Genomic DNA, 25,867 nt, shown 5'->3' with positions numbered 1-25,867 from the left:
TGCAGCTACCACCCCGAATTCCAGAAATTATAATTATAATTGTATTCGTTTAGGAGCCTTTGGACGGGAATGTAGTATGATAGATTATAGTAGACTTACTGACGCTGAACTTCTAAGCTTGCTTAAGCTGGATGAACACGCTGCATTTACTGAAGTTTACAACCGCTATTGGAAAAGGCTGCTGGCCATTGCCTACAACCATACCAAAGACAAATCCGCTGCAGAAGAAATTACACAGGAGGTATTCATTAGCCTCTGGAATAAAAGGCATACGCTTGAAATTCAAACCTTAGATAGATATCTCGCTACCGGCATAAAGTTCACGGTATTCAATATGCATTACCGTAAGCGCAAGCGGATCAGTGATATGATCAGTAAAATGCCATTCCAGGAAAGCTATGAAATAGAGGAGGAAATTGCCGCTAGGTTTCTGCAGGAACAGATTGACGGGATAGTGAATAAACTTCCTGAAAAATGTAGAATGGTATTTAAATACAGCCGCGAACAAGGCTTAACAATTCCTCAGATTGGTAAGGAGATGAACATTGCCGATAAAACGGTTGAAGCACATTTAACCAAAGCACTCAAAGAGATCAAAAATAACCTGTCAGATACGGGAGCTATGTTAGTGCTGCTGGCTCAATTCCTTCACAAATAATTTTTTTCATTTAAGACTAAGGGTAAAGCAGGTCGGCCGGGTACATCACTGTATAGGCACTAGTAAAGATGACGACTGAGCACTTAGACCAATTAATAGAAAAGTATATCCTAAAAACCACAAGCCCTCAGGAACAGGAGGAGTTGCAGGCTTGGTTTGATGCTGCAAATGATATAGAAGTTTTCTGGGCAGCTGAAAGCCCTGATGAAGAGGATTTGGTTAAGGCCCGGATGTTAAACAACATCTACCGGGCTACTCAGGTAGTTCCTTCAGTTCCTAAAGTTAAACTTTGGCCCCGCTTTGCCGCGGCAGCCTCTATTCTGCTCTTAGTCGCTACGGGACTTTATTTATTTAATATGGGATACGGTAGTCGTTACGCTAACCATGACGGAGTATTTGCGCAAAATGACATCCCTGCAGGAACTAAATCGGCAACACTAACGTTATCAAACGGGCGTAAAATAGCATTGTCAAATACTTCAGAGGGAGAATTGGCTAAGCAATCGGGCATCAGCATCACTAAAACAAAAGATGGCCAGGTGGTATATAGTCTGCTCAATTCTAAGCAAAGTGATGAGGCGGCTAACTTTAATACACTATCTACTGCCAGAGGGGAGACCTATTCCATTAAATTGTCAGATGGCACATTGGTAACCTTAAATGCCGCATCCTCTTTAAAGTTCCCCGCCAACTTTGCCAGGTTAAAAACCCGTACAGTAGAGCTGACTGGTGAAGGTTATTTTTCGGTAAAACATGATGCAAAAAAGCCTTTTTTTGTTAAAACATCAGCGCAAACTGTAGAAGACCTGGGAACAGAATTTAACATCAACGCTTATCCGGAAGAGGGAGATGTAAAAACGACCCTTGTAGAAGGAATTGCAAAGGTGAGCATTGCGTCATCCCAACAGGGTGCAACGTCACAAATAACGCTTAAGCCTGGTCAGCAAACCGTTATTCAGCATAAAAATATAAAATTGCAGACTGCCGATCTTAGCTATACCCTCGCCTGGAAAAAGGGGCTTTTTAGCTTTAAAGATGCAAACATCCAAACCGTTATGCAGCAAATGGCACGCTGGTATAATTTTGAGGTAGAATACAAAGGTGAAATTCCTAAAACATTATTTACAGGTGAAATCCATCGCGATCTCAATGCTGCTCAGGTTTTTAAACTGCTTGATTTTTATCAGGTAGATTTTGAAATCCGTGGTCATAAAATCCTGGTCACTAACTAATACAATTAATCAACCATATCCATCAACTCAACCGACCGAAACATGAAAAAAACCTTACAAAGACACCGTTAAAAGAACCGGGCGTTTAAAAAAGCCGGAAAGTGTACCACCACCTCCCGGCAAAATTAAGCTAACCCATTGCCCTGAAATCATCAGGATGGAAAACAAATGCGAATCCGTTTTTTAACTTAACCAAACCAAAAGTATGCAAATAAATACTTTAAACCTAGGTGCGCCGAATTCCCGGACACTGAAAAAACTATTGTTAATTATGAAGTTGACCACTTTCATATTAATTGTTGCCTTAACACAATTGAGTGCAAAAGGATTTGGACAGAAAATTAACCTGACCATTAAAGACGCGCCTCTAGAAAAAGTCTTAACAGCCATAAAAAACCAGACAGGATACGTCTTTTTCTATTCCGGAAAAGATATCCAAAAGACTACCGTAACAGTAAACTTAAAAAATGCTGGTATTGAAGAAGCGTTAACAGCGTGTTTTAAAAACCTGCCATTTACGTATACAGTATCTGAAAAGAACATTTTAATCAAACAAAAGGAACCTTCCTTTGTGGATAAAATTACAGCCGTATTTTCCAATATTGATGTGCGTGGCCAGGTGCAAAATAAAGAAGGTATTCCACTTGTAGGCGCGTCCATCACCGTAAAGGGAACCAATAGACGAGTATTGGCGGGAGCAAATGGTATATTTATCTTACCTAATGTTGACGAAGATGCCACCATAGTCATCACTTATCTTGGCTATTCCCCGCAAGAGGTAATACTTAGAAGAGGGATGGTCTCCATGGTGATCATTATGCAACTTGCCGAGAACAAAATGGATGATGTCATCATCACCGGAACAGGTATCAACAGAAAGAAAGACAGTTTTACAGGAGCAGCAACCACCTTCTCGGGGCTCGAACTTAAAGCTGTTGGAAATAAAAACGTGTTAGAAAGCCTTAAGAGCCTTGATCCCTCGTTTATTAAAATAGATAACAACCTTCAGGGATCTAACCCAAATAATTTACCAAGCTTCGAAGTAAGGGGTAGAACCAGCATCAACACCGGAGACCTAAACAATCAATTTAATTCAAACCCCAATCAGCCGTTATTCATTTTGGATGGCTTTGAAAGTACGCTTCAAACCATATATGATCTGGATATGAACCGGGTGGCTTCCATAACAATTCTTAAAGATGCGGCATCCACCGCATTGTATGGAGCCAAAGCTTCTAACGGCGTTGTGGTAGTAGAAACAAAGCGGCCTGTACCGGGCCAGTTGCAGATCAGTTATACCGGTGACTTTTCTGTAGAAATGCCAGATTTAAGTAGCTATAACTTAATGAATGCAGCGGAGAAACTGGAATTTGAGCGCCTTGCCGGTGTGTACCGCGGTGGCCAATTTCCATGGCTGACAGAGGAGAAGTACAACGACCGACTGGCTGAAATACAGCGAGGTGTAAATACTTACTGGTTAAATGAGCCTGTAAACGTGGCTTTTACAAACAGACAGTCGCTGCAATTGGGAGGTGGTAATAACGATTTACTTTTTAATGCAGGCGCATCTTACGGAAATCAGGCCGGTGTAATGAAAGGTTCTGGCAGAGAAAGCTGGAGTGGCAATGTTAACCTTACATATAGAAAAGGCCGGATCAACATCATTAACATGTTAAGCGTTTCAGGTAATAAAGGAACAGAATCTCCCTATGGTTCTTTTACAGCCTTTGCAAATGCCAATCCTTACTACCGAAAACAGCTGGAAGATGGCACAATTCCCAAATATCTGGATCCAGTATATGACCGGACCGTTTTTAATCCTCTATACAATGCTTCATTGGAGAGTATTAACGAAACAAATGCATTTTCACTTTTAAATAACACCGCAGCCATATTAACACTTTCTGATGCTTTCAGATTACAGGGAGGTATCCAATTGGGTAAAGGAAGCGGTTCAACCGTACGTTTTATTCCTCCAGATAATTCTGCCTACGAAGGTATCGAAAGTCGTTTAAAAGGAAATTATACAGCCATAAAAAGTACCAATTCTTCTTTAAATGGTAACCTGATGTTAACTTTCTCTAAAGCTGTTGAAAAACACCAAATCACAGCAAGCGTAAGGGGAGATATTCAACGTACATTCAATGAGGGGACTGGTTTTTCCGTTACAGGTTTTCCATTCGGCACCAATGGGAATCCAGCTTTCGCCTTTAATTATGTACCCGCCAGTACACCTACTTCTTCTACAGTAGAGAGCCGTAGTGTGGGATTACTCGCTAGTGCAAATTATGGCTACGATCAGCGTTTCCTGGTTGATCTTATTTATCGGTTAGATGGAGCTAGCGCATTTGGGCAGGAAAATCTTTTCAAACCCTTTGTTTCCGGAGGGATTGGCTGGAATTTAAATAGGGAACAGTTTCTCAAAAATGCCAGTTGGATTAACTTATTAAAGTTACGGGCCAACCTTGGCGTTACAGGAAATGAGAACCTGGGTCAGTTTAGCTCGGTTTCAACCTATGTTTTTCAATCTGGTAACAATAACAACTTCGGACAAGGCTTGTCGTTAGTTTCACTTGGTAACCCTTCACTAGACTGGCAAAAGACTGTACAAGGCAGTTATGGTGCAGATTTTTCATTTTTTAACAGCCGTATTAGTGGATATTTAGAATACTTCAATAAAGATACTGATCCCCTTGCCGTACCGGCCACAGGTGTAATGCCTTCTTCTGCCGGAGTAAATTCTAATTATGTGCTAAATGTGGGAAGCCTGCAAACCAAAGGTTGGAATTTTAATCTAAGAGTTTCGCCAATTTATAACCTTGAAAAGAGGGTCATTTGGTCAATAGGCATTATGGGCAGTAATTATTCCAGTGCCTATGGAGGCTTACAAAATAGTTTGTCAGCTTTTAATACAGAAGAGCTCAATAACAATGGCTTAAATAGATATTATGATGGCTATAGTCCAGATGATATTTGGGCTGTTTTGTCAAGGGGGGTGGATCCGGCTACAGGGAAAGAAATCTTCCAAAAGAAAGATGGTTCGCTTACCTTTACATACGACCCCGCTGATGTTACAAAAGTTGGGAACAGCAGGCCAAATCTGGAAGGGACAATCAATACCTCTTTAACTTATAAGGATTTTACCTTTTCTGCAATTATGCGATATCGGTTTGGAGGCGACGTATTTAATTCTGCAATTTATGATAAGGTAGAAAATATCTCCACTCAGAATCTAATTTACAATCAGGATAGACGTGCATTGTACGACAGGTGGCAAAAGCCGGGAGACGTAGCGCAATTTGTAGCAATTGCCGACTATATCGGAAGTCCAATGTCGTCTCGCTTTGTGGAAAATGACAGCCATATTATTGGGGAGTCTTTCAATGTGAGCTGGCGATCATACGCTGGGTGGATTAAGAAGCTTAGATTACAATCCCTCGGCCTAAGTTTTTACGCAAATGACATCTTTAGAATAGAAAAAGTCCAGACAGAACGTGGAATACAGTATCCCTATGCACGCTCAGCATCATTCAGTATCAATGCAACTTTTTAACCTAAAACCTGCTCACATGACTATCAGAACACTTTTTATCATATTGCTTTCGGGAATGTTCCTGTTTTCAGGGTGCAAAAAATACCTGGATGTACAACCAGAAGCTTCCTATACGGAAAATCAGATATTTAAAAATGAATCGGCTATAAAACAAGCCTTAAATGGGCTTTATATAGACCTTGCCGACTATAACCTTTATGGGGCATCATTGAGTACAATCACTGCCGAACTTCTTGGACAGCGTTATTATACTACTTTCTTTAATTCGCCCTCAAGCTTTACCGACATTCAATCCTATAGTTATGAACAACCCGGGGTAAGACAGACATTTGACGATACCTGGAAAAAGGCTTACACTACAATTCTCGCGGCCAACATATTCGCTGCCAAGATCGATGATGCTGTTGCCAACAATGTCATTTCTTCCAGTCATGGTCAGCAATTAAAAGGTGAAGCCATTGCCATCCGGGCTATGCTACACTTTGATCTGCTTAGGTTGTTTGGTCCCGTTTATTCTACAGCTGCAGTACAACCTGCTATACCTTATTATACAACTGCTGATGGAAAATCACAGCCTCTGCTCAATAGCAGTCAGGTACTGGAAAAGGTACTCTCAGATTTTAGCACCTCAGTAAGTCTCTTAAATAATGATCCGGTTAAACAAAATGGCGTGGTAAACACCACTGATTTCTATTCAGGTCTACGTAACCAACGCTTAAACTATTATGCGGTTAAGGCTTTAATGGCAAGAGTGTTACTTTGGGGCCGCAAAACGCAAGAAGCCCATGCCGCAGCCAAAGAAGTTTTAGATCAATCTGAAAAGTGGTTTCCGTGGTTACCCTATAATGATATTGTTGGTAATGCAAATCCAAACCGTATTTTTTCTCCAGAGGTATTATTTGCGGTATATAACCCGGCAATGTATACAAATTATACAACGTATTTTTCCTTCGCATCGCTTTCATCATCAACACTCCGTGCAGAACCAGATCGTTTAGCTGAAACATTTGAAAACAACATGAATGATTATCGCTATTCATATATCTGGTCGGTTAATGGCACCCGGGATCCTGTTTCCTTTCTAAAATATGCTGATCTGGCTGATCAAACCAAGCCATGGCGTTTTCTGCAGCCACTGGTTCGAAAATCAGAGCTCTACTATATTCTTGCAGAAACAGATCCCGATCCTCAGGCAGCACTTGGCTACCTCAATAAAGTACGTTTTAATAGGGGGCTTGGAGACCTAACTACATCCTCAAACCTTACAGTAGAAATTGCAAAAGAATATCAAAAGGAGTTCTGGGGCGAGGGGCAGTTGTTTTTCTATTACAAACGCCAAAATGAAATGTCAGTCCCCAGTGGAAATGATTTTTATAGCACCATTACACCTGAGTACGTAGTGCCGCTACCCCTTTCAGAAACTACTCCAAGATAATCATTTAAAAATATAAGATGATGAAAAGACTAAATCCAATCCTTCAACTGGCTCTTGTCATAATGATTTTAAGCTCATCCTGCAAGAAATCAATGTTGACAACATACAATACCTCAGATAACATTTACTTCAATTATTTCAGGGACGTAGATCCCGATAGAAACCAGGCTGGCTTTCCTTCAGACAATGTTAGTTTTACATTTGCCTATAGTACCCCGAATGTGACTTCCGCCGTTATCCCCATTCCTATAGCTGTAACCGGTACCCCTAGGGATATTGACCGCCAGTTTCAGTTGACGGTAGATCCGAAATCGACAACCAACGCACAGCATTTTACCTTGCCCGCTAATTTTGTAATGCGTGCAGGAAGAGTAGTGGATACTATTTTTTTAAAACTCAACAGAACGGCAGATTTGCAAACGCGGGAAGTAACTGCCATTTTCAATTTGACGGCCAATAGTGAATTCTCTACGGATTTGAAAAGGAAGATTAAAGACAATGGTGCGGATCCTGCTGATACGATTAATTTGCTTTCTTTTAAGGTGCTGGTCTCAGACATTCTTGCCCCCGGGCCATCCTGGGGGATCCAGTATTTCGGGGCGTTTAGCATTAAAAAGGTACGACTCATGAATGAAGTTGCTGGTATGCCCCTTAACTTTTGGTCTATTGCAAATGGCATTACAGATTTCAAAGAGCAAAGCGCTCTTGCTAGTTATTATGCCGCATTCATGAGCCGTTATTTGCAAGATCAAGCGCTGGCTGGTAATATTATTTACGAACAAGACGGTATTACCCGAATGCGCATGGGCAATGCTTATCAGTAATTTATGGTCTATTTTAAATCTTAAATAAAACAATCGATGAATACGATTCTAAAATATTGCATGCTTGCCTTCTGTGCAGGTACCCTTTTTTCATGTTCCAAAGATTTAGGGAATTATGAATACCATGAAATTAACAAGGTTACATTTAGCGGGTTGGATACTATTGCAGGCTATACCGCCTACTTTGGCGACAGCGTTATAATTGCGCCGAATGTAGAAGAAACCATCAAAAGTAATACCCCGGCCAGTCAATATAGATATGAATGGTCGTTTGATCTCGATAATAATCAAACTCCTGACTCAATTATCTCCACATCAAAAGTACTCAGGATAAAAGTAGGCGTTGCTCCAGGTAGTTATGGATTGCAGTACCGTGTAAAAGATTTAAATACTGGCGTACAGAGACACATAAAGACAACATTACGGGTAGTTACAGAGGTATATGAAGGCTTTATGGTGCTTAATGATGTAAATGGCAAAAGCCGTTTAGATATGCTTTCTTACAGTAAGGCTCAAAATTCATTTACCCAGTTTACAGACGTGCTGACTAAAATGGGCTCTCATCTTCCCGAGCAAGGAAAACCTTTACAGGTGTTTTGTACTGAAACCGCACTGTCAAGCGGAGGTAACGTGGATGCCTATCATATTTATCTACTGAGCGAGACTGGCACAAACCGGATCCACTCTGAGACTTTTGATTATCTGCCTACCTACAACATCCGTTATGAAATGATAGGTGCTTTACCTGCTAATTTTAAGCCTCAGCTTATTGTAGGTGGCGTTCAGTTTATTTTTATGAACTTGTTTATGGTAGCTAACGATAATCTGTACATCCGTGCCTACATTTCTTCATCAGCATGGCCATACGTTCCGGTAAATACTTATTCAGCAGGGCAAGCACCCTTTCCGGTTGCCCCTTTTGTGGCCACGAACGGAATTGCTACAGTCATGTACAATAAAAGCGCGAGAAGATTTGTCATTTCCTCTTCAAATACCAGTGTAACTATGAGTAATGTGCCTGATGCGTCAAATTATCCGACAGGAAATGATATGCTCTATATGGAACGAAACTACTCAGGAAATGCACATGCAGTATTGAAGAATCCGGTAACATCAAAAATCTCCATTCTTAGGTTTACAGTAGGAGGCGCAGCCCTCTACTACGATGAGATTATGGGTACAGACATTGACAAAGCAACACATTATGCTGTAAGTCCTGATTTAGGTTACTTGTTTTACAGCGTGGGAGGAAAAGTTTATGAATACGACCTATCTCTGAAAACCAGTAAACTCATGGTAGATAAGGGCACTGGCGAAATCACTTACCTGGCTTTCCAAAATTTTTACAACAGGAACATTGCTGCTTACGCCAACTTTGCCAAACAACTTACTGTTGGTTCATTTAATTCCGCAGGAGTTGCAGCAAGCTCAGGAACTTTGGAACGATATACTGTTCCCCCAGTAAATGGAGACCTGGTATTGGTAGATCGCCGGACGGGTTTCGGCAAGATCACCAGCGTGTCTTACCGCGAAAGAACGAGATAAAAATTCACAAGTAATTCCGGGACCTGTCCCGGAATTATAAAACCCAACTATAAAAAACAAATAATGACTTCAACAAACTTATTAAAGTTAAGCCTATATCTAGGCTTGGCTGCAGGTAGTCTAATGCCTGCTTTTTCTCAAAACAAGTTTACCGTTAATGGGCAGTTAGGTAAAGAACTTCAGGGTAAAGTCATCCTGCAATATTACAGTCATCCCAATATATTCGTCAGAGATTCTGCTATGGTAGTAAATGGGAAGTTTCAGTTTAGCGGCGAAGTTGGCGATCCTTATTATGCCAGTATCCAATTTATGGATGGTGGTGTGGAACGGAAAATGCTTAAACCAGTAGATTTTAACTCGTTTTTCCTCGAAGGTGCTGCTATCAAAATCTCCAGTACAGACAGCATAGGCAGGGCAACAATTACAGGAGGAAAAACACAAACGGAAAGCCTGGGGCGTGCCGCTTTGCTGGAGGATCTCAATAAACAATACAAGCCTCTGGCACAATTACAGGGTAAATACCGTATGGAGCGTGATAACGAAGCGGCAGCAGCCCTTCAAAAGGACATTACTCCAATTCTTGCAAAACAAGAAAAGATTGATAGCGCCTGGATGGCCGGTCATATGGACAGTTATGCTGCTTTCTTACTATGGATAAAAAAACAAAGAGGTTTTATAGAGAAAGAGGGAATGACCAAATTTAACCTCTTTTCTGCAGCAATAAGAAACAGTGAACAGGGAAAACTCTTTTCAGAGCGCATTAAACTTTCTCAAAAACTGGCCATTGGAAACACAGCACCAGACATTTCGGTAAAAGATACCTTGGGCAACAACATTGCTTTATCTTCCATGCGTGGTAAGTATGTGCTGCTGGTATTCTGGGTAAGGGATGTAGTCAACTACGATGCTTTCGCATTTAATATGAGAAAGATCAGTAAAAGATTTAAAGACAAAAACTTTGTGACTTTCGGTGTAAGCTATGATCCTGAACAAAGATGGCGCGAAGTGATCAAATCTTCAGGTTTTAATTGGGTGCAGACAAATGATTTTGATGGTTTCGACAATAGGATGTCCGTAAGTGAAACCGCTAAGGCGTATGGCATTTATAGTGGTTCTGTTCCTCAGGGCTTTTTAATCGGTCCGGATGGGAAGATCTTGAAACGGAAGCTGGCCATATTTGACGGTGAACTTGGATTGGAATTAGAGAAACTTGTAAAATAAAGATATGAGAACGATATACATACCATTGTTGCTCCTGCTCTTTGTAGTAACGAGCCTGAACGTAAAAGCACAGCAGATTGCTGACTTTCCTGATATTGGAGATGACATCATGCCCGAATACCCAAAGGTAGAATGGCTGAAAGGTAACCCAGTCACTCAATTTGATAAAGATAAGATTTATATCGTAGAACTTTGGGCTACCTGGTGTAAACCCTGTATTGCGGCAATGCCCCACTTAAACGCACTTCACCTCAAGTTTAAAGATAAGGGTGTCATCTTTATTGGTCAGGACGTAATGGAAGACGATAAAGCTAAAGTGGAAGCTTTTGTAAAGGAAATGGGAGATGCGATCAGTTACAACATCGCATACAGTGGTGATGTTAATAGCGACTTCAACAAGAAATGGGTAAAGGCCGCAGCTGTCAGTTCTATACCTCAAACGTTCGTGATACAGCACAACAAACTGGTATGGCAAACACATCCTTTTAACCTCAATGAGGCCGTAATGCAACTATTAATAGAAGATAAGTTTAGTATTGACGCTGCAAAAGCCTTATTGAAAAAATAACCTACCAGAATTTATTATGGAAAACAGCATTGTAAAAATTGAAAACTTATCACACCGGTATAGCAGGGACTGGGCCATACGCGACATTAACTTTGAGATTGGCCAGATTGGTATTTTAGGCTTATTGGGTTCCAATGGCGCCGGAAAATCCACTACTATGAATATCCTCTGCGGGGTACTCAACCAAACAGAGGGCAACGTATACATTGACGGGATCGACCTGCGTAAAGATCCTGAAGAAGCTAAAAAACTGTTGGGCTTTCTCCCGCAAAACGCACCTCTGCACCTGGAGCTTACCGTACAGGAATACCTAACTTATTGTGCTTATATCCGCAATATAGAAAGCAATCAGGTTAAACAAGCAGTTGATCAGGTGATGGAAAAATGTGGGGTAGCACATTTCTCAAAACGGCTGTTGCGTAACCTTTCTGGTGGTTACCGCCAGCGGGTAGGGATAGCACAGGCCATTATCCATAAACCTAAATTGGTTGTACTGGACGAACCTACCAATGGTTTAGATCCAAATCAGATTCTGGAAGTTAGAAAATTAATCAAGGAGATTGCAGAAGAACGTGCGGTTTTATTTTCTACCCATATTTTGTCAGAAGTACAGGCCATTTGCAAGGAGATCAGAATGATTGAAAGCGGAAGAATGGTATTTGCGGATTCCATGGATGCCTTTAACAATTACATTATGCCAGATACGATGCTGGCATTTATGGACAATCCTCCTGGCACAGAAGAATTGATGGCTATTCCCGGAATTACCGGAGTAGAGCTCCTGAACGACAGAAGTATCCGCTTACGCTTTAAAGCATCTTCGTCCATCTCCCGTGAGCTGATTAAAATGTGCGTGCATAAAGGATGGGAGTTAAATGAGCTGATGCTAGAAAAAAGTTCACTGGATGAAGTGTTTGCACAGTTATCCAATAAATCAACAAGATAAAAGAAATGAAGAAGATTTTAAAAATAGCTAAACTTGAACTGAGTATCTTGTTTTATTCCCCGGTAGCCTGGCTTGTGCTGGCCATATTCATGATCCAATGTGGCATCAGTTTTTTAGATAACCTGCAGGGAACAAACACAGGCTTGCAGCTTGGCTATGGTGGTAGGGCCATTACTTCCACTTTGTTTGGGGGTACTTCCGGGCTATTTACAACCATTCAGGGAAACCTCTACCTCTACCTGCCCATACTAACTATGGGTTTAATGAGCCGGGAAACAAATAGCGGCTCCATAAAACTTTTGTTGTCCTCACCCGTAAAGCTAAGAGAAATCATCATCGGGAAATACCTGGCCATTATTGGATATGGTTTGATGCTGATTTTAATACTTGCCATTTATGGGGTAATTGGCTTATTCTCTATTGAGCATGTAGATTTAGGTAGCATATTTTCCGGCCTGCTTGGCCTGTACATGCTTATATGTACGTATGCGGCTATAGGCCTGTTTATGTCTTGCCTAACCACCTACCAGGTGGTTGCCGCCATCAGTACACTTGCTGTATTTGCTGTGCTAAGATTTGTAGGTACACTAGGACAAAATATCGATTTTGTAAGAGACCTGACCTATTTCCTTTCTATTTCTGGTCGTACAGATAAAATGATTGCTGGATTAATCACAACCAAAGATGTACTCTACTACCTGATTATCATCGCTTCATTTCTAACTTTGTGTGTACTGCGTTTAAAGTCAGAACGTGAGCTCAAGCCTTGGTCTGTAAAGGCGGGCAGGTATACACTTTTAATTGTTGGCGCATTATTTTTAGGATACTTGAGTTCGAGACCTCTACTAACAGGTTATTTGGACGCCACAAATGCCAAATCACTTACACTTACTAAAAATAGTCAGGAAATTGCGGCTCAAATTGATGGCGAATTAAAAGTTACTACCTATGCCAATATGCTGGCACCACAGGTATGGGACCTCCTCCCTGCTTCAAGGAATGGTGAACTTAGTCGTTTAGAACGCTATAAAAGGTTCATCCCAGGCCTAACAATGGATTATATCTATTATTACGAGAAACCGATAGATTCTAATCTGGCAGATTACAGACATAACCCAAACCTCCGAGGCACCACAAATACGGATGAGATTGCCAATAAAATGGCCGAAAATATGGATATAGAACGTAGTCTTTTTTTACCATCTGCCCAAATGACTAATCTGGCCGAGTTGAAAGATGAAGGTTACCTAAGTGTGAGGAAACTGGAATACAAAGGTAAAACCAGTTACCTGCGGTTTTATATAGGCGATCAAAGCCCTCATCCAGGAGAAGCCGAGTTTATGGCTGCTGTAAAACGCCTGGTTGCAAAAGTGCCGACAATTGTTTTTTTAACAGGCAATAATGAGAGGGACATCAACGATAGTGGAGATCGGGGTTATCAGCTGCTTAGTGCTGTCAAAACCAGAAAAAACGCATTGATCAACCATGGTTTTAATGTAGATACACTTAACCTGAATTTGAGCGATATCCCTGCCTCTGCTGATATTGTTGTGCTTGGAGACCCAACAATTGCTTTATCTGCTACCGCACAACAAAAATTGTCCGTTTACATTCAAAAAGGAGGGAATCTGTTCATCACTGGTGATCCCGAAAGGAGGGAAATCCTTAACCCTGTATTGCAGCCATTAGGTGTACAGCTAAAAAATGGGACACTGGTTAAGCCAGATGGAAAATTCAGCCCTGTATTTATTCCGGCTTTACTTGGGAGGAAAGGAGCGACATTAGATTCCAACCTAAACCGTATGGCTCGTTATGAAGTGCCTGTAGCAGTGCAAACTGCAGCGGGTTTAGATCTACAGCCAAAAGAAAATTTTGATGCTTTTCCCATATTGATGAGCCCTAAAACCGGATGGAACAGGAATGCTCCTTTAGATCCAACTGTTTCTGTCTATAATTTCAACGCATCCATGGGTGATGAACAGGGCGCATTCCCTGTTGCAGTAGGTTTAAGCAGACAAGTAAGGGCTAAGCAACAGCGGATTTTTGTGGTTGGTGATGCAGATTTTATAAGTAATGCAGAATTGAGTCGTCCTAAACGTGGTGAAAATGAGTATTTTGTTCAAGGGGTGTTGCGGTGGATGACCAATGGCACCTTCCCGTTAGATGTAACCCGGCCAGATCCCAAAGACTTAAGGCTAAATATTAGCCGCGAACAAATTACCGGCATGATGTACCTATGTAAGGGTATTCTTCCTGCATTGATCGCCATACTGGGCGCTATCGTACTCTTTAAAAGAAGAAGAAATTAAAGGTAAATCATGAATTTCAGCACAGATCAGCAAACACTTAACGATCTTAACATTATAGGTAAGCCGGGCAGTAGCTCTGTCTATAATTTGTTTAACCATACCTACACTCGCGGTGGAGCCGACTTGCTGGAAAAGATGTTTCTTTATCCGCTTGCTGACGCGGCTGCCATTAATAAAAGGAGTGGTATCTTTCAACACTTCAGTTCCATAGCCAGGGATTTTCCTTTCAAAACTGAGCATTTGGACGGTGCGGAACTCTATCTGTCTATGACTGATGAGCGGACGAGGTTAAGTGAAACAGATCAATCACTCACTAAAAAATTCAGTCAGCTGGTTTCTGCTGATGGAGATTACCAGCTTATTTACAACGGAATAACTGCCCTGCTGGAGTTGATACATACCCTAAATAACTTTGTGGAAAGTACTCTCCAATCCGCTTTAGGAACACCCTACGAAAGCAGCGTGCAATCAATAAAGAACCTTTTCGCTGATCCTGACTTTGTCGCTTTGCTTAAAGAAAAGCAGGGCGGCAAGCTTGTTTATGTCGTTGTTGCAGCGTATGACCATCTGCTTAGGTTTAAGCACCGAGCAAAAATTAAAGAAATGCTGTTGTGGATTTACGACATGGATGTGTGCTTTTCTGTCGCCAAGGTTGCCTTAAAACATCAGTTTGTATTTCCCGAAGCCTTGGCCAAAGATGCACATGCCGTAAAGCTGGCTCAGCTATATCATCCTCTGGTAAAACATGCCGTTGCCAATAATTTAGAAATAGATCCCGGCAGCAACATTATTTTTCTAACTGGAGCTAATATGGCGGGCAAATCCACTTTTATGAAATCGCTTGGCATTGCCATGTACCTTGCACATATGGGGTTCCCTGTAGCTGCCGCATCCATGCAGTTCTCTGTTCGGGATGGAATTTACACCACCATTAACCTGCCAGACGACCTGAGCTCTGGCAACTCCCATTTTTATGCCGAAGTGCTTCGGGTAAAGAAGATCGCAAAAGAGTTGAGTGTGGACAAAAACCTGTTTATCATATTTGATGAACTGTTTAGGGGCACCAACGTAAAGGATGCTTGTGAAGGTACTATTGCCATTACATCAGCATTTGCCAGAAAGCGAAATTGCATGTTTGTAGTGTCTAGCCATATCATCGAAGCGGCCGAGGTATTGAAGGCCGGTTGCAGTAATGTCAATTTTGTATACCTGCCTACGTTGATGGAAGGCAATAAACCCATTTATACCTACACCCTTAAAGCAGGGATAACTGCCGACAGGCATGGGATGATTATCGTTAATAATGAAGGGGTTTTGGGACTGCTAGAGAATGGAATTAGATCTCTCCCCTCGGTTCGAGATGACGATGCAGTTCGAGCGAATGGAATTAAGCACTTTATAGCTGACAAGCAGACATTAGAAGATCTAAATATAGTAGGACGCTACAAAACCAATTCCATCTTCAGGATATTTGACCATACGGTTACGGCTGGCGGCAGCCGGTTAATGGAGCAGATGTTCCAGCAGCCTTTAGCAGATGCCGCAGCCATCAATGAGCGCAGTAACATTTTTAAATATTTTACCGATCAGCCAATCGCCTTTCCTTTTAATCGGGAAGAGTTTGAACTGATGGAAAATTACTTGCGTTCGGGCACGGCCGGAAACATGTTATCATCAGGAGCAGGCATAGGTAGCAAGTGGATCTTACATCTTGTGGCGCAGGATAACGATTACGAAATTTTAGTGACTGAAGTGGTCAAAATCATTGCACTGCTACAGCGGTTCGATAAATTTATGCTGGCTATGGATGTGCAGGATAATCCTTATAGAACAGAACAATACGCGATTAAAAACATTTTTGATCACCGCAGCTTATCCTGGATGAGAACCATTGGGAGCGTAAAAGAACTTTCGCTGTTAAAACTGATCAGGTATGATTTCCTGTTAAGAGGGGAACTGCATCAGCAAATGCAGGAACTTAGTACATTAATGTATTGGCTGGACTTGTACATCGCTGTAGCAAAAGTGGCAAGGGATAAAGGTTTTTGTTATGCAAAAGCGTCACCTGGTGTACAGAACATACTCTCAATTGAGCGCCTGTACCATCCGGCATTGGAAAATGCCATTGGCAATTCGGTGAATTTAAGTCAGGGCCACAATGTACTATTTCTCACCGGGGCAAACATGGCGGGTAAATCAACCTTGATGAAATCTTTTGGCATCAGTTTATACCTGGCGCACATGGGGTTCCCCGTTGCTGCAGATCGTATGGAATTTTCGGTTAAAGATGGCCTATATACATCCATTAATGTACCTGATAATATAAATAGAGGCCATAGTCATTATTTCGCCGAGGTGTTACGGGTAAAAAAAGTTGCAGAAGAAGTGTCCGCAGGAAAAAAACTGGTGGCGATATTCGACGAACTTTTTAAAGGTACAAACGTTAAAGATGCTTTTGATGCTACACTATCTATTACAGAAGCTTTTTCAAAAAACAAGGATTGCTTTTTTGTAGTGTCTACCCATATTACAGAGGTAGCAGAAGCTTTACAGCGCAGCACAGATAATTTTCAGTTTTCATACTTACCTACTGTGATAGATGGCAATACGCCACGATATACTTATAAACTGCAGCAAGGTATTACTACCGACAGGCAAGGCATGATGATTATTGAAAATGAAGGGATTTTGGAGCTATTGACAAGAGATTGAGTTACAGTAACTCAATCTCTTTTACTGTTAAACCTGTGCCAACTGCAATGTTCATCAATGGGATTCCCATAGCTTTAAAATTCCTGGCAATATCCAGTATTTTTTGATCAGGACTTTCTACCTTTTCAACCTGAGCCACAGGAGCAACAACTTTGCGCGCTGTAACCTTCTTTTCGGTACCTATTTTTTCGAGTTTGCCGGCATACAAACTATTAGAAAATTCTTGCCTGTCGTTGCTTACAAAAGCAATATAAAGTATCATTTCCAGGCCTCTCAGGTTTTCAGAAATTTCTAAGGTATCAGAGCCATCCCGTCTTTTTTTGCCCCCAATTAAATATTTCACATCATTAATCTTTGGAAAATAGGCCACCAATACCGTGTGGTCGTGATTAACTTTGTCTTTATCAGTTAAGTCCCAGGCAAACTTGACTCCTTTATCGGTACGTTCAAGAGTAACATTTACAGGCTGTTTAAGCTTACCACGACTCAGTACCACATTTGGATAATCAATTTCCAGCTCAGGAAATTTACCTTTAATAGCGGAGGGATTATTGTAAGAAACGGCCAGGTTGTACCAGTTGTTAACCGTTCCGCGTGATTCGGGTGTAAAGGACATTTTTAGAACTTCCTTCATTTTCTCAAAAAACTTGCTCAGCAGCTTCATTTTTCCCCGGTTGTTTATCGTCAGGGCCGTAATCTTTTTACTGGACTTTCTGGCCTTCCCGCGCATTACGCTTTGTCCATTTAATACGTAGCCAATTACATCTCCCACTTTTCCTGAGAATGCACCATTGATGCCTTGAATTACTTTTCCCATTTTATTACAGTATAAAATCTTTGATTCCCTAAGATAAGGATCACCTCTAATACAAAAGGTATACATCACTTTAGATGACAAATAAATGATAAATAAATGTTATGTATGTAATAAGTTATCAATATATCATTTAGATATATTAAAGACAATGAAAAGATATATAAAGGATATAGCAAATATATATCATTGACTAATCACCTAAAGCGATGAATGCCTTTCGAGCACTTGCTGTATGCTAGCACAAGCGCATAGTGCGGTTTTTTGAATCAATATTTTTATCTTTGGAAATAAGCGAGTAGAAGATGGTGGTGATTATACATGATGAGCGAAGTGAATATGCTAACCGGGCGTTGAATTATGCGATTGTGCATATGACCGACTGGATAACCGCGCTTGTTGGCACTTGTGCCTGGAAAGTTGCTTTGGAAGGTGAGCTTGGTGATTTGAAGGACTTAACCGCACCTTTAGACATGAATGCCATTACTTATGATGAACTTATGATCCTTGATGAACTGGATGATGAGTTTGTTGGGGTATTGATGGAGATAATTTTTGCCGTATTAAAGTATCAGGAAACATTTATTTTGCTTTATGCAATAGATAAAGATGTAGCCTGCGACGATGAAGTCGCCTTTAATTTGGCTGAATTGTTATTTAATGAATTTGTCTTTCCGCAAGAGCCAGAATCCAGTGATTTTGACATTTATTCAGACAGCTGTGTCCTCACCCTTTCCTTAGCTAACTTATTTTATGTAGTTGCCACTTTATTAACAAATGGTGAATATGACTTGAATAAAGATAAGGCAGATATTCATTTTTTTGATAAGTATTATGGTGGCGAATTGCCCGCTTTACTAAGCAAGCTTGATGTTGATGATAAAAATATCGCCTTGCTTTATGATCTGGTTTTGGAAATGGAGCAGTGTTACGACAAGCTGTTGAATGTGGATATGAGAGGAGATAAGAGCGATCAGGAAAAGTTTTAACTGCTCACCAGCGCAAGCCATTTTTTGATGATGCTTTGTAAGTTTGCAGCTTTAGTTTGAACATCCTTCATATCTTTAAATGTCACAATTCTGCGGCCATCTTTGTATTCACCTTCCAGAAGCCCGCTTTTATCTTCTACTTTTGCACCGCTTGTAAAAACGAGCATAATTCGATTTTTAAACAAATTGAATACCGCAATTTCGCGCTGATATTCTTTTGGGTCAGACGGGGCCATGGCGCCAGTATAATAGAAACTGGGATTATTCCATTTAATTCTTTCGCCGATTTCAGCATCAGTATTCAGAATGATCTGCCTAATCGCTTCAACTGTTTCGCTGATTAAAGGATCCAGCTTCTGAATATGTGCAGTAACCTGCGCCTGATCGGTTGTTGATCGCATATTTTTATGATTTGTGCAAAGATAAATACATTGAGTAAATAATCCAGGCTGCGCTCGATACAAATGTTTTGCTGACTCAGCCAGAGTAGAAGGCAATTCACATTCAATATTCTATTATTTATATTCATTCTGAATAATAGTTTGTATATTTGTTAAAATACCTCTTACATTATGATAGTGAAGGCTAGAATTGAGCATAACAACGAATATCTCTTCCAGGAAGAAGTATCGGATGCATACAGTCCGGATCACAGTTTGTCTGAAAAACTGCTTACCATAAAAAAATCGCCCATAGGTATGAGTAACTACCAGATTTCTGCCAACGGTCTTTTCCTGATTTATTCAGAAATGAAATTTGATGCTACCGTGAACATCCTCACGGAGGTGGAAGGTGATGCTGTAGCCAGTCAGTTTATCTTCAGCAGGCAACAGCCAGGGATGCTGAAAAAGACCGATAGCTCCATGTACAGGAGAAGCAGGCACAACATCCGCTTCATATCCTCCTCCACTGAAAGTCATGAGGTAAAACCAGATGTAGAATACGTTTATTTTATGATTGTTTTGTCTAAAGACTATTTCCGGAACCTGATTGATCTTTATGCCGTTCAGGAGCAATTTGGCGATGACATGCAAAACGCAAACCCCCTTTCATTTGCCGGACAGGATCTTTTTGTGACGCCGGCAATGCGCAAATCTATCGAAGAGATCAGGGCCTGCAAACATGAAGGAGAACTCAAATGGCTTTTTACCAATGCCAGGATTCAGGAATTGATTATGTTTCAACTGGAACAGTTTAGCCATCATCCCGCTGCAGAGAAAGAAATGTCAAAGGATCTGGAAATCAGCAAGCTGGAGCAGGCCAGGGACATATTACATCAGGAATACATCAATCCGCCAGATCAAAAGATGCTTTCCAAACGTATTTCACTAAACCAGTTGAAACTTAAGAGTGGCTTTAAAGAATATTTCGGCTGCACAATTTATACGTACATCACCCGGTTGAGGATGGAGGAAGCGCGGAGGTTAATCTTAAGCGAAGGTAAAAATATGTTTGAAGTTGGCTTGAAGGTTGGTTTTAAACATCAGGCAAGTTTTACCCATGCCTTTAAGAAATATTACGGGATTTTACCTAGTGAGATAAAGGTCTAGGCGTCCTGTGCCATCTTCGGATATTCTTCTTCTCTTTTTTTTAAGGGTATATACGTTATTAACCAGTTTTAAATTGCTGTTAAAAGCAGCGGCATCTAACTTCACTTCATGCGGAAATACCTGGGTTTTTAAACTCTTTAAACAAGTCTGCACACTTGCATGCACGGAAAAGGCGGTGAAAAGATGCTGGGGATTCAGTACGTATGCGGGAGTGCCGTCCCACCATTTTTTTCCTCCCTTTAACATCATAATCCGGTCGGCATATTGTGCGGCCAGGTTCACATCATGCAATACCGCAACTACCGTAAAGCCCTTTTTTGTTAAGGCCAGTGCAATCGCAAGTGTTTGGTGCTGGTATTGCATATCCATGCTGGCTATAGGTTCATCCAGGAGCAATACGGCGCGTTTTGCATTCCAAAGCTGTGCAAGTACCCTGGCTAAATGTACCCTTTGCTGCTCCCCGCCAGATAAAGTCAGCATAGAGCGTTCAGCCAAATGAGACAATCCGCAAACCTCCATTGTTTCCTCCACAGCCAACTGGTCTGAAGCAGTTGCCCCGTTTCCCTGACCATAGCGGCCCATCATCACCACTTCCTGTACGGTAAATTCAAGGCTAATGGAATTTTGTTGCAGCAGCATCGCCCGCTTTTCAGAAAGTTCCTTTCGGCTGTAGGCGCTCAATTGTTTTCCGTCCAGTACCACACGTCCCGATTCGGGTTCTTTTTCGCCGGAGAGCAAACGCATGAGTGTTGATTTTCCCGCTCCGTTGGCACCTAAAATGGCCACCATTTCCCCGTCCCTTAAACTAAAAGAAATATCTTTTAGTAAATACCTGCCGTTTACCTGGTAACTGATCGACTCTACGTGTAGCATAACTGGATTGTATAATTAATTGATAAATTTCTTTTTATCCCGCATCAGGATGTATATAAACAAGGGCGTACCCAGTATGGCCGTCACCACGCCGATCGGCAATTCAACAGGCTGTGCAAGTGTGCGCGAAAGCATATCCGCCAATGTAAGTACCAAGGCGCCAAATAATGCTGAAGCGGGCAGCACAAAACGATGGTCTACACCTCCTAAAAGACGGATGGTATGGGGTACCAGTAAACCGACAAAACCAATAATGCCAGACACAGCTACAGAAGCTCCAACTGCCATAGTAGCAAACAGCACCACATAAGCCTTAATTTTATTAGGGTTTAGCCCAATCAGTTCCACCTGGCTTTCACCAATCGAAAAAATATTCAGTCCCCTGCTAAATAAAGGAAGGCAGATGAGGGGAATCCCCACAAAAGGCAACAGGCAAAGTACGTTTTCCCAGGTGGCACCGCCAAGACTACCCAACATCCAGAACGTAATGGTTCGGAGTTGCTGTTCTGTTGCCATATAAGTAACCAAGCCGGTTAAGGCGCCTGCCAGCGCATTGATGGCTACACCCGCAAGCAACATGGTAGATACATTTGGGCGGCCATCTGATTTAGACATTTGATACACCAGCATAGCGGCGATGCCTGCGCCCGCAAAGGCACCGAAGGCGAGGAGATAATAGCCCAATAAATTGCTCAGTTGTGCAAAGAAGGCAGTTTCTAAGGCAATGATGAGCACGGCCATCAATGAAGCACCTGCCGAAATACCAATGAGCCCCGGTTCTGCCAGTGGATTACGGAAAATTCCTTGTATTGCAGCTCCGGAAATCCCGAGTCCTGCGCCCACTAAAATACCCATGACTACCCTGGGCATGCGGATCATGTTCAGCACACCCTCGTTAACCGGATCTGCCTGCAGTTGGCTAAAGCAGCCTATTTTATGCCCTAAAATCAGCAGCACCTCCTGAATGGGGATTTGCATCGCCCCAAGGCCAAGAGAAAAGGCGGTGGAGCATGCTAAAGCAGTGATGAGCAGGCTGTATAGAATTGTTTTCTTCATTTCTAAATTTTATGAGGGGATAAACCCTTTAAAGTATCCGGGCATTCAATTCCCTGATCGCTTCAGGAAGGCGTGTACTGAAATTGACCAGTAAAGGCCCGTCCATTTCAATGATTTTTTTATTTTTCCCTGCTGTGGTATAATTTACCCCCGGCATCCTTAAAACCGCATCTTTGCCACCCAGGCTGCTCAGTCCAAAATCAAACATGAGGATAATATCAGGGTTCGCTTTTACCAGGGCTTCAGTGGTGTAAGGTTTAAAATCGCTAAAGTCTTGTATGGCATTTTTCCCGCCTGCAAGATGGATGATGGCATCAATACTGCTGCCTTTTCCCGCTACGCTCATGGTTCCGCTTCCCCTTGCGTAAATAAAAAGTACTTTAGGGGCCTTTCCTGTTTTGCGTTGTTTCAGGGTTGTTTGCAGGCTGGCTTCTGTTTTTTTGGCCAGTACTTCGCCAGCTGCTTTACGGTCCAGGAACCCTGCAATCTTTCTGATAAAAGCCATTGCCCCGGCAGGGGAGTAATCCTGCCTGATTTGTGCCACCTGGATGCCTACCGACTTCAGCTGACTGAGTACCTCCCGTGATAAGTCTCCCTCTGGCACAAGCACAAGGTCTGGACGAAAAGAGGTAATCCCTTCAGCAGAAACAGAACGGTTCCGGCTTACTTTTGGCAATTGATTAACCTCTTGCGGCCATACACTCGTTACATCCACGGCTACAATATTTTTGCCCATGCCCAATGCGCGGACAGTTTCGGTAATGGCAGCACTCAGGCATATAATTTTTTTTGGCTGTGCCAGCAAAACTATCGGCAGGCAACACGATACCAAGGTCAGCATCCAGGGCATGCCTTTTTTAAATCTCATATCTAACAATCCATTTGTTGGCACAAAACAAAGCTTTAATTCTTCCAAATACAAGTAATTGATATTTGTTCTAAATAAGGTTGCGGGTACGCTGCGCTTTTTTGGATAACTTCTGTTTTTTGTAATGATCTGTAATAAAGAAGATTGTGGTGTTTTGTTTGCGTTGAAAACAAGCCTGCGCTGGAAAATCTGCGGAAATAAATACGTTTTGCACAAAATTTAATCCCGATTGCACAAAAGAAAATCCGGATCGCACAAATCAAGTTTGCAACAGAATTCTGATGTTTGCAGTGCTTTTATTTAGAATGATTAAAAATAGATGCTAAATAAAAGGAATGCTTACATGAAGATATTTTATATACTACTCATTTTGTCTATCAGCTTTATCACTAGCGCTACAGCCCAAACAAAGGGCGGGCTAAGTGGTAGGGTGTATGACGGACAAGGGAAACCACTAAGCGGTGCCACCATTCGTCTGGAGCCAGATCGTTTGATGATGCAAAGCAATAACCGGGGAGCGTTTTTATTTAAGGACATATATACAGGTGATTACACCATTTACGTAAGCAGTGTTGGCTTTAAAAGTTATAAAAAAGCGGTACTGATTAGCCCTGATCAGATAAACACGATTGACATCCGTCTGGAAGCCGGGCAAGGTGATTTGAATGAAGTAGTGGTGGCAGAGAAGCGGGAAAATCCTGATAACTTAATACGGGCGGAACGAAGCGCAATGCCAGTTACGGTGATTACCAGGCGCAGCATTGAACTGATGGGCAGCAGGAGGTTAGATGAAGTATTGAAAGAACAGACGGGGATTGCGATGGTCAACGATATTGGCAGCGGAAGCAGGGCAGTCGGTATCCAAATGCAGGGTTTTAGTTCTCAGTATGTGATGGTATTGGTAGACGGGCAGCCGATGGTTGGCCGCAACAATGGAAATTTAGACCTGTCAAGGATCAGCGTAAACAATGTAGAACGCATAGAAATTATCAAAGGTGCTACGAGCTGTCTTTATGGAAGTGAAGCCTTAGGCGGGGCCATTAACGTGATTACCCGGTTTGGAGCCGTTCAACCGCAGGCACGTGCGGCTTTATTTTACGGAAGCAGAAATTTGATGGATGGAACGCTGGAGGCTGAAATGCCTTTTCAGGGACAAAGGGGCTCCGTTTTGCTTTCCGGAAACTATTATGCTACCGAGGGATACAATACCAATAAAACTTATTTGGTAAACAGTCAGACGCTTCCTCCTTTTAAAAACTACAGCGGACAAGCGCGAATTAAATACCAGTTGAACGGCAGTACGAATTTGGGTTTCCAGGCCAGGTACAATAAAAGGACTTCCAGGATGGAGATGAATTTTGCAAGCTCGGGCATCACCAACGGCAATTTAAACGAGCTTGATGATGAGGATTTAAACCTGACTTTAAACCTTAGAAAGAACTTCAAAAACAAAATGCGAAGTCAGACCAATTACTATTTTACCAATTATGCTACAGACATGCTTTTGAGCAGGGCACAGAGGGCAGAGGTTTTGGCAAGCAGTAAATTCGATGAAAACACGCACCGCATAGAAGAGCAGCTTGCATTTGCGGTAAATAATGAACTGAAATTTACCGGCGGATTGGGCGGAACTGCGCAGCAAATGAACAACAGTGAATTCGAGGAATCTTTATACACTGCTTTTGGATATGTACAGGGCGATTGGATGATAGCGCCAAAATGGAGTGCGGTAGGTGGCTTACGGTACGATCATACCAGTAGCTTTGGCGGCAGGTTAAATCCTAGTTTCGGCCTGCAATATCAACTTCTGCCTACCCTAAGTATTAAGGCAGGTTTAGGCGGAGGATTTATAGCACCTGATTTTAAAAAGCGGTTCCAGATTTTCACCAACATCACCCAGGGATACACGGTAATTGGCTCAGATATTATTAAAGACGGCTTAGAGGAACTTCAAAATGCCGGTGAAGTAAGTGAAATACGCAGCAATGTGCTGAACCAGTTATCTGCAAGCCTGCGACCGGAACGCTCCAATTCTTACAACGCAGGTTTGGTATTTACCCCGGGGAAAAGCATTAAAATTGAAGGCTCTGCATTTTACCATCGCTTGTACGATTTTATCAATTTTGTACAGGTTGGCACAAAAACCAATGGGCAGCAAATTTTCAGCTACACCAACGTGGCGGAATCAACCAATAAAGGTTTTGAACTGTCGGCATCCATAAATCTGGTCAAAAACCTTACGGCAAACCTTGGATATCAATACCTGGTGATGAAAGATCAGGGGATTGTGGAGCTGATTAAGCAAGGCGTGGCTCCCTACAATAAGGTTAGAAACAGCATTACCGGAGAAACCCGTGCGGCTGTACCTGCGGATTACTTTGGTTTAGATAACAGGTCTAAGCACATGCTCAATGCCAACTTTACCTATCAGACAGCCTGGGGTATTACCAGTACGTTGCGTGCAAATTACCGTGGAAAATATGGATGGGCTGATGACAACAATAACCTTTTTATAGATCCATACGACATTTTCGTGAAGGGCTTTGTATTGGTGTACGCATCAGTTGAAAAGCGAATGCTGAAGGACAAATTGAGCATTACGCTGAGTGGAGAAAACTTATTTGATTATACAGACCCGCTGATGCCGGGCCAAATGGGTAGAACCCTGCTTGCGGGAATTACCTGGCGCATTTTTAAAAACTAGAACCCTACAG

Annotated in this window: 19 protein-coding genes; 14 read left to right on the top strand and 5 right to left on the bottom strand. The window is 41.9% G+C overall.

Going from position 1 to position 25,867, the window contains the following annotated elements:
* Window positions 1–76 precede the first annotated feature (76 nt).
* From LPB86_RS20005 to LPB86_RS19955, 11 genes are all read left to right on the top strand, one after another.
* The gene (locus tag LPB86_RS20005; protein ID WP_230693196.1) at window positions 77–658 is read left to right on the top strand and encodes an RNA polymerase sigma-70 factor; all 582 of its coding nucleotides are present in this window, start codon (window positions 77–79) and stop codon (window positions 656–658) included.
* A 68-nt stretch (window positions 659–726) separates the two neighbouring features.
* Complete coding sequence (locus LPB86_RS20000) at window positions 727–1,890, top strand: FecR family protein (protein WP_230693195.1); 1,164 nt, start codon at window positions 727–729, stop codon at window positions 1,888–1,890.
* A gap of 271 nt (window positions 1,891–2,161) precedes the next feature.
* Window positions 2,162–5,443, top strand: a complete 3,282-nt coding sequence (locus tag LPB86_RS19995) for a SusC/RagA family TonB-linked outer membrane protein (protein ID WP_230693194.1) — start codon at window positions 2,162–2,164, stop codon at window positions 5,441–5,443.
* A gap of 16 nt (window positions 5,444–5,459) precedes the next feature.
* Window positions 5,460–6,878 carry a RagB/SusD family nutrient uptake outer membrane protein gene (locus LPB86_RS19990; protein ID WP_230693193.1) on the top strand — a complete coding sequence of 473 codons (1,419 nt, stop codon included), beginning with the start codon at window positions 5,460–5,462 and terminating at the stop codon, window positions 6,876–6,878.
* Between the two features lie 17 nt (window positions 6,879–6,895).
* Window positions 6,896–7,702, top strand: a complete 807-nt coding sequence (locus LPB86_RS19985) for a DUF4843 domain-containing protein (protein ID WP_230693192.1) — start codon at window positions 6,896–6,898, stop codon at window positions 7,700–7,702.
* Between the two features lie 36 nt (window positions 7,703–7,738).
* Complete coding sequence (locus LPB86_RS19980; RefSeq protein ID WP_230693191.1) at window positions 7,739–9,247, top strand: PKD-like family lipoprotein; 1,509 nt, start codon at window positions 7,739–7,741, stop codon at window positions 9,245–9,247.
* Window positions 9,248–9,310: 63 nt separating this feature from the next.
* Window positions 9,311–10,468 carry a redoxin domain-containing protein gene (locus tag LPB86_RS19975; protein WP_230693190.1) on the top strand — a complete coding sequence of 386 codons (1,158 nt, stop codon included), beginning with the start codon at window positions 9,311–9,313 and terminating at the stop codon, window positions 10,466–10,468.
* 4 nt (window positions 10,469–10,472) lie between these two features.
* Window positions 10,473–11,036 (top strand): TlpA disulfide reductase family protein, encoded by a 564-nt coding sequence (locus tag LPB86_RS19970; RefSeq protein WP_230693189.1) that lies wholly within the window; start codon window positions 10,473–10,475, stop codon window positions 11,034–11,036.
* Between the two features lie 16 nt (window positions 11,037–11,052).
* Window positions 11,053–11,982 (top strand): ABC transporter ATP-binding protein, encoded by a 930-nt coding sequence (locus tag LPB86_RS19965; RefSeq protein WP_230693188.1) that lies wholly within the window; start codon window positions 11,053–11,055, stop codon window positions 11,980–11,982.
* A 5-nt stretch (window positions 11,983–11,987) separates the two neighbouring features.
* Complete coding sequence (locus tag LPB86_RS19960) at window positions 11,988–14,291, top strand: Gldg family protein (RefSeq protein ID WP_230693187.1); 2,304 nt, start codon at window positions 11,988–11,990, stop codon at window positions 14,289–14,291.
* Between the two features lie 9 nt (window positions 14,292–14,300).
* Window positions 14,301–17,003 carry a hypothetical protein gene (locus LPB86_RS19955; RefSeq protein WP_230693186.1) on the top strand — a complete coding sequence of 901 codons (2,703 nt, stop codon included), beginning with the start codon at window positions 14,301–14,303 and terminating at the stop codon, window positions 17,001–17,003.
* Window position 17,004: 1 nt separating this feature from the next.
* Here LPB86_RS19955 and LPB86_RS19950 read toward each other — a convergent pair whose 3' ends face one another.
* Window positions 17,005–17,820: a DUF6266 family protein gene (locus LPB86_RS19950; protein WP_230693185.1), complete on the bottom strand. Its 816-nt coding sequence runs from the start codon at window positions 17,818–17,820 to the stop codon at window positions 17,005–17,007.
* Window positions 17,821–18,122: 302 nt separating this feature from the next.
* Between LPB86_RS19950 and LPB86_RS19945 the strand changes: the two genes are divergently transcribed.
* A complete protein-coding gene (locus LPB86_RS19945) occupies window positions 18,123–18,806 on the top strand; it encodes a hypothetical protein (RefSeq protein WP_230693184.1) in 684 nt (227 codons plus the stop codon).
* On the opposite strand, the gene LPB86_RS19940 is transcribed toward LPB86_RS19945, so the two are convergent.
* Entirely contained in the window at window positions 18,803–19,207 is a 405-nt protein-coding gene (locus tag LPB86_RS19940) for a DUF1801 domain-containing protein (protein ID WP_230693183.1), read from the bottom strand. The two genes, LPB86_RS19945 and LPB86_RS19940, sit on opposite strands and share 4 nt — an antisense overlap.
* Before the next feature lie 171 nt (window positions 19,208–19,378).
* Between LPB86_RS19940 and LPB86_RS19935 the strand changes: the two genes are divergently transcribed.
* Window positions 19,379–20,356 (top strand): helix-turn-helix transcriptional regulator, encoded by a 978-nt coding sequence (locus LPB86_RS19935; protein ID WP_230693182.1) that lies wholly within the window; start codon window positions 19,379–19,381, stop codon window positions 20,354–20,356.
* Here the strand turns inward: LPB86_RS19935 and LPB86_RS19930 are convergent.
* From LPB86_RS19930 to LPB86_RS19920, 3 genes are read right to left on the bottom strand one after another with little or no spacing between them, the layout of a single operon-like run.
* Window positions 20,333–21,229: a heme ABC transporter ATP-binding protein gene (locus tag LPB86_RS19930; protein WP_230693181.1), complete on the bottom strand. Its 897-nt coding sequence runs from the start codon at window positions 21,227–21,229 to the stop codon at window positions 20,333–20,335. The genes LPB86_RS19935 and LPB86_RS19930 overlap by 24 nt on opposite strands.
* Before the next feature lie 15 nt (window positions 21,230–21,244).
* Window positions 21,245–22,285, bottom strand: coding sequence for an iron ABC transporter permease (locus LPB86_RS19925; RefSeq protein WP_230693180.1), 1,041 nt, complete (start codon window positions 22,283–22,285; stop codon window positions 21,245–21,247).
* A gap of 28 nt (window positions 22,286–22,313) precedes the next feature.
* A complete protein-coding gene (locus LPB86_RS19920; protein WP_230693179.1) occupies window positions 22,314–23,153 on the bottom strand; it encodes a hemin ABC transporter substrate-binding protein in 840 nt (279 codons plus the stop codon).
* Between the two features lie 343 nt (window positions 23,154–23,496).
* Between LPB86_RS19920 and LPB86_RS19915 the strand changes: the two genes are divergently transcribed.
* Window positions 23,497–25,857, top strand: coding sequence for a TonB-dependent receptor (locus LPB86_RS19915; RefSeq protein ID WP_230693178.1), 2,361 nt, complete (start codon window positions 23,497–23,499; stop codon window positions 25,855–25,857).
* Window positions 25,858–25,867: the final 10 nt, after the last annotated feature.

Origin of the sequence: Pedobacter sp. MC2016-14 (assembly GCF_020991475.1) — a bacterium.
Taxonomy (GTDB): domain Bacteria; phylum Bacteroidota; class Bacteroidia; order Sphingobacteriales; family Sphingobacteriaceae; genus Pedobacter.
Note: the sequence above shows the minus strand (reverse complement) of the source record. Positions and strands in the feature narration are given on the sequence as shown.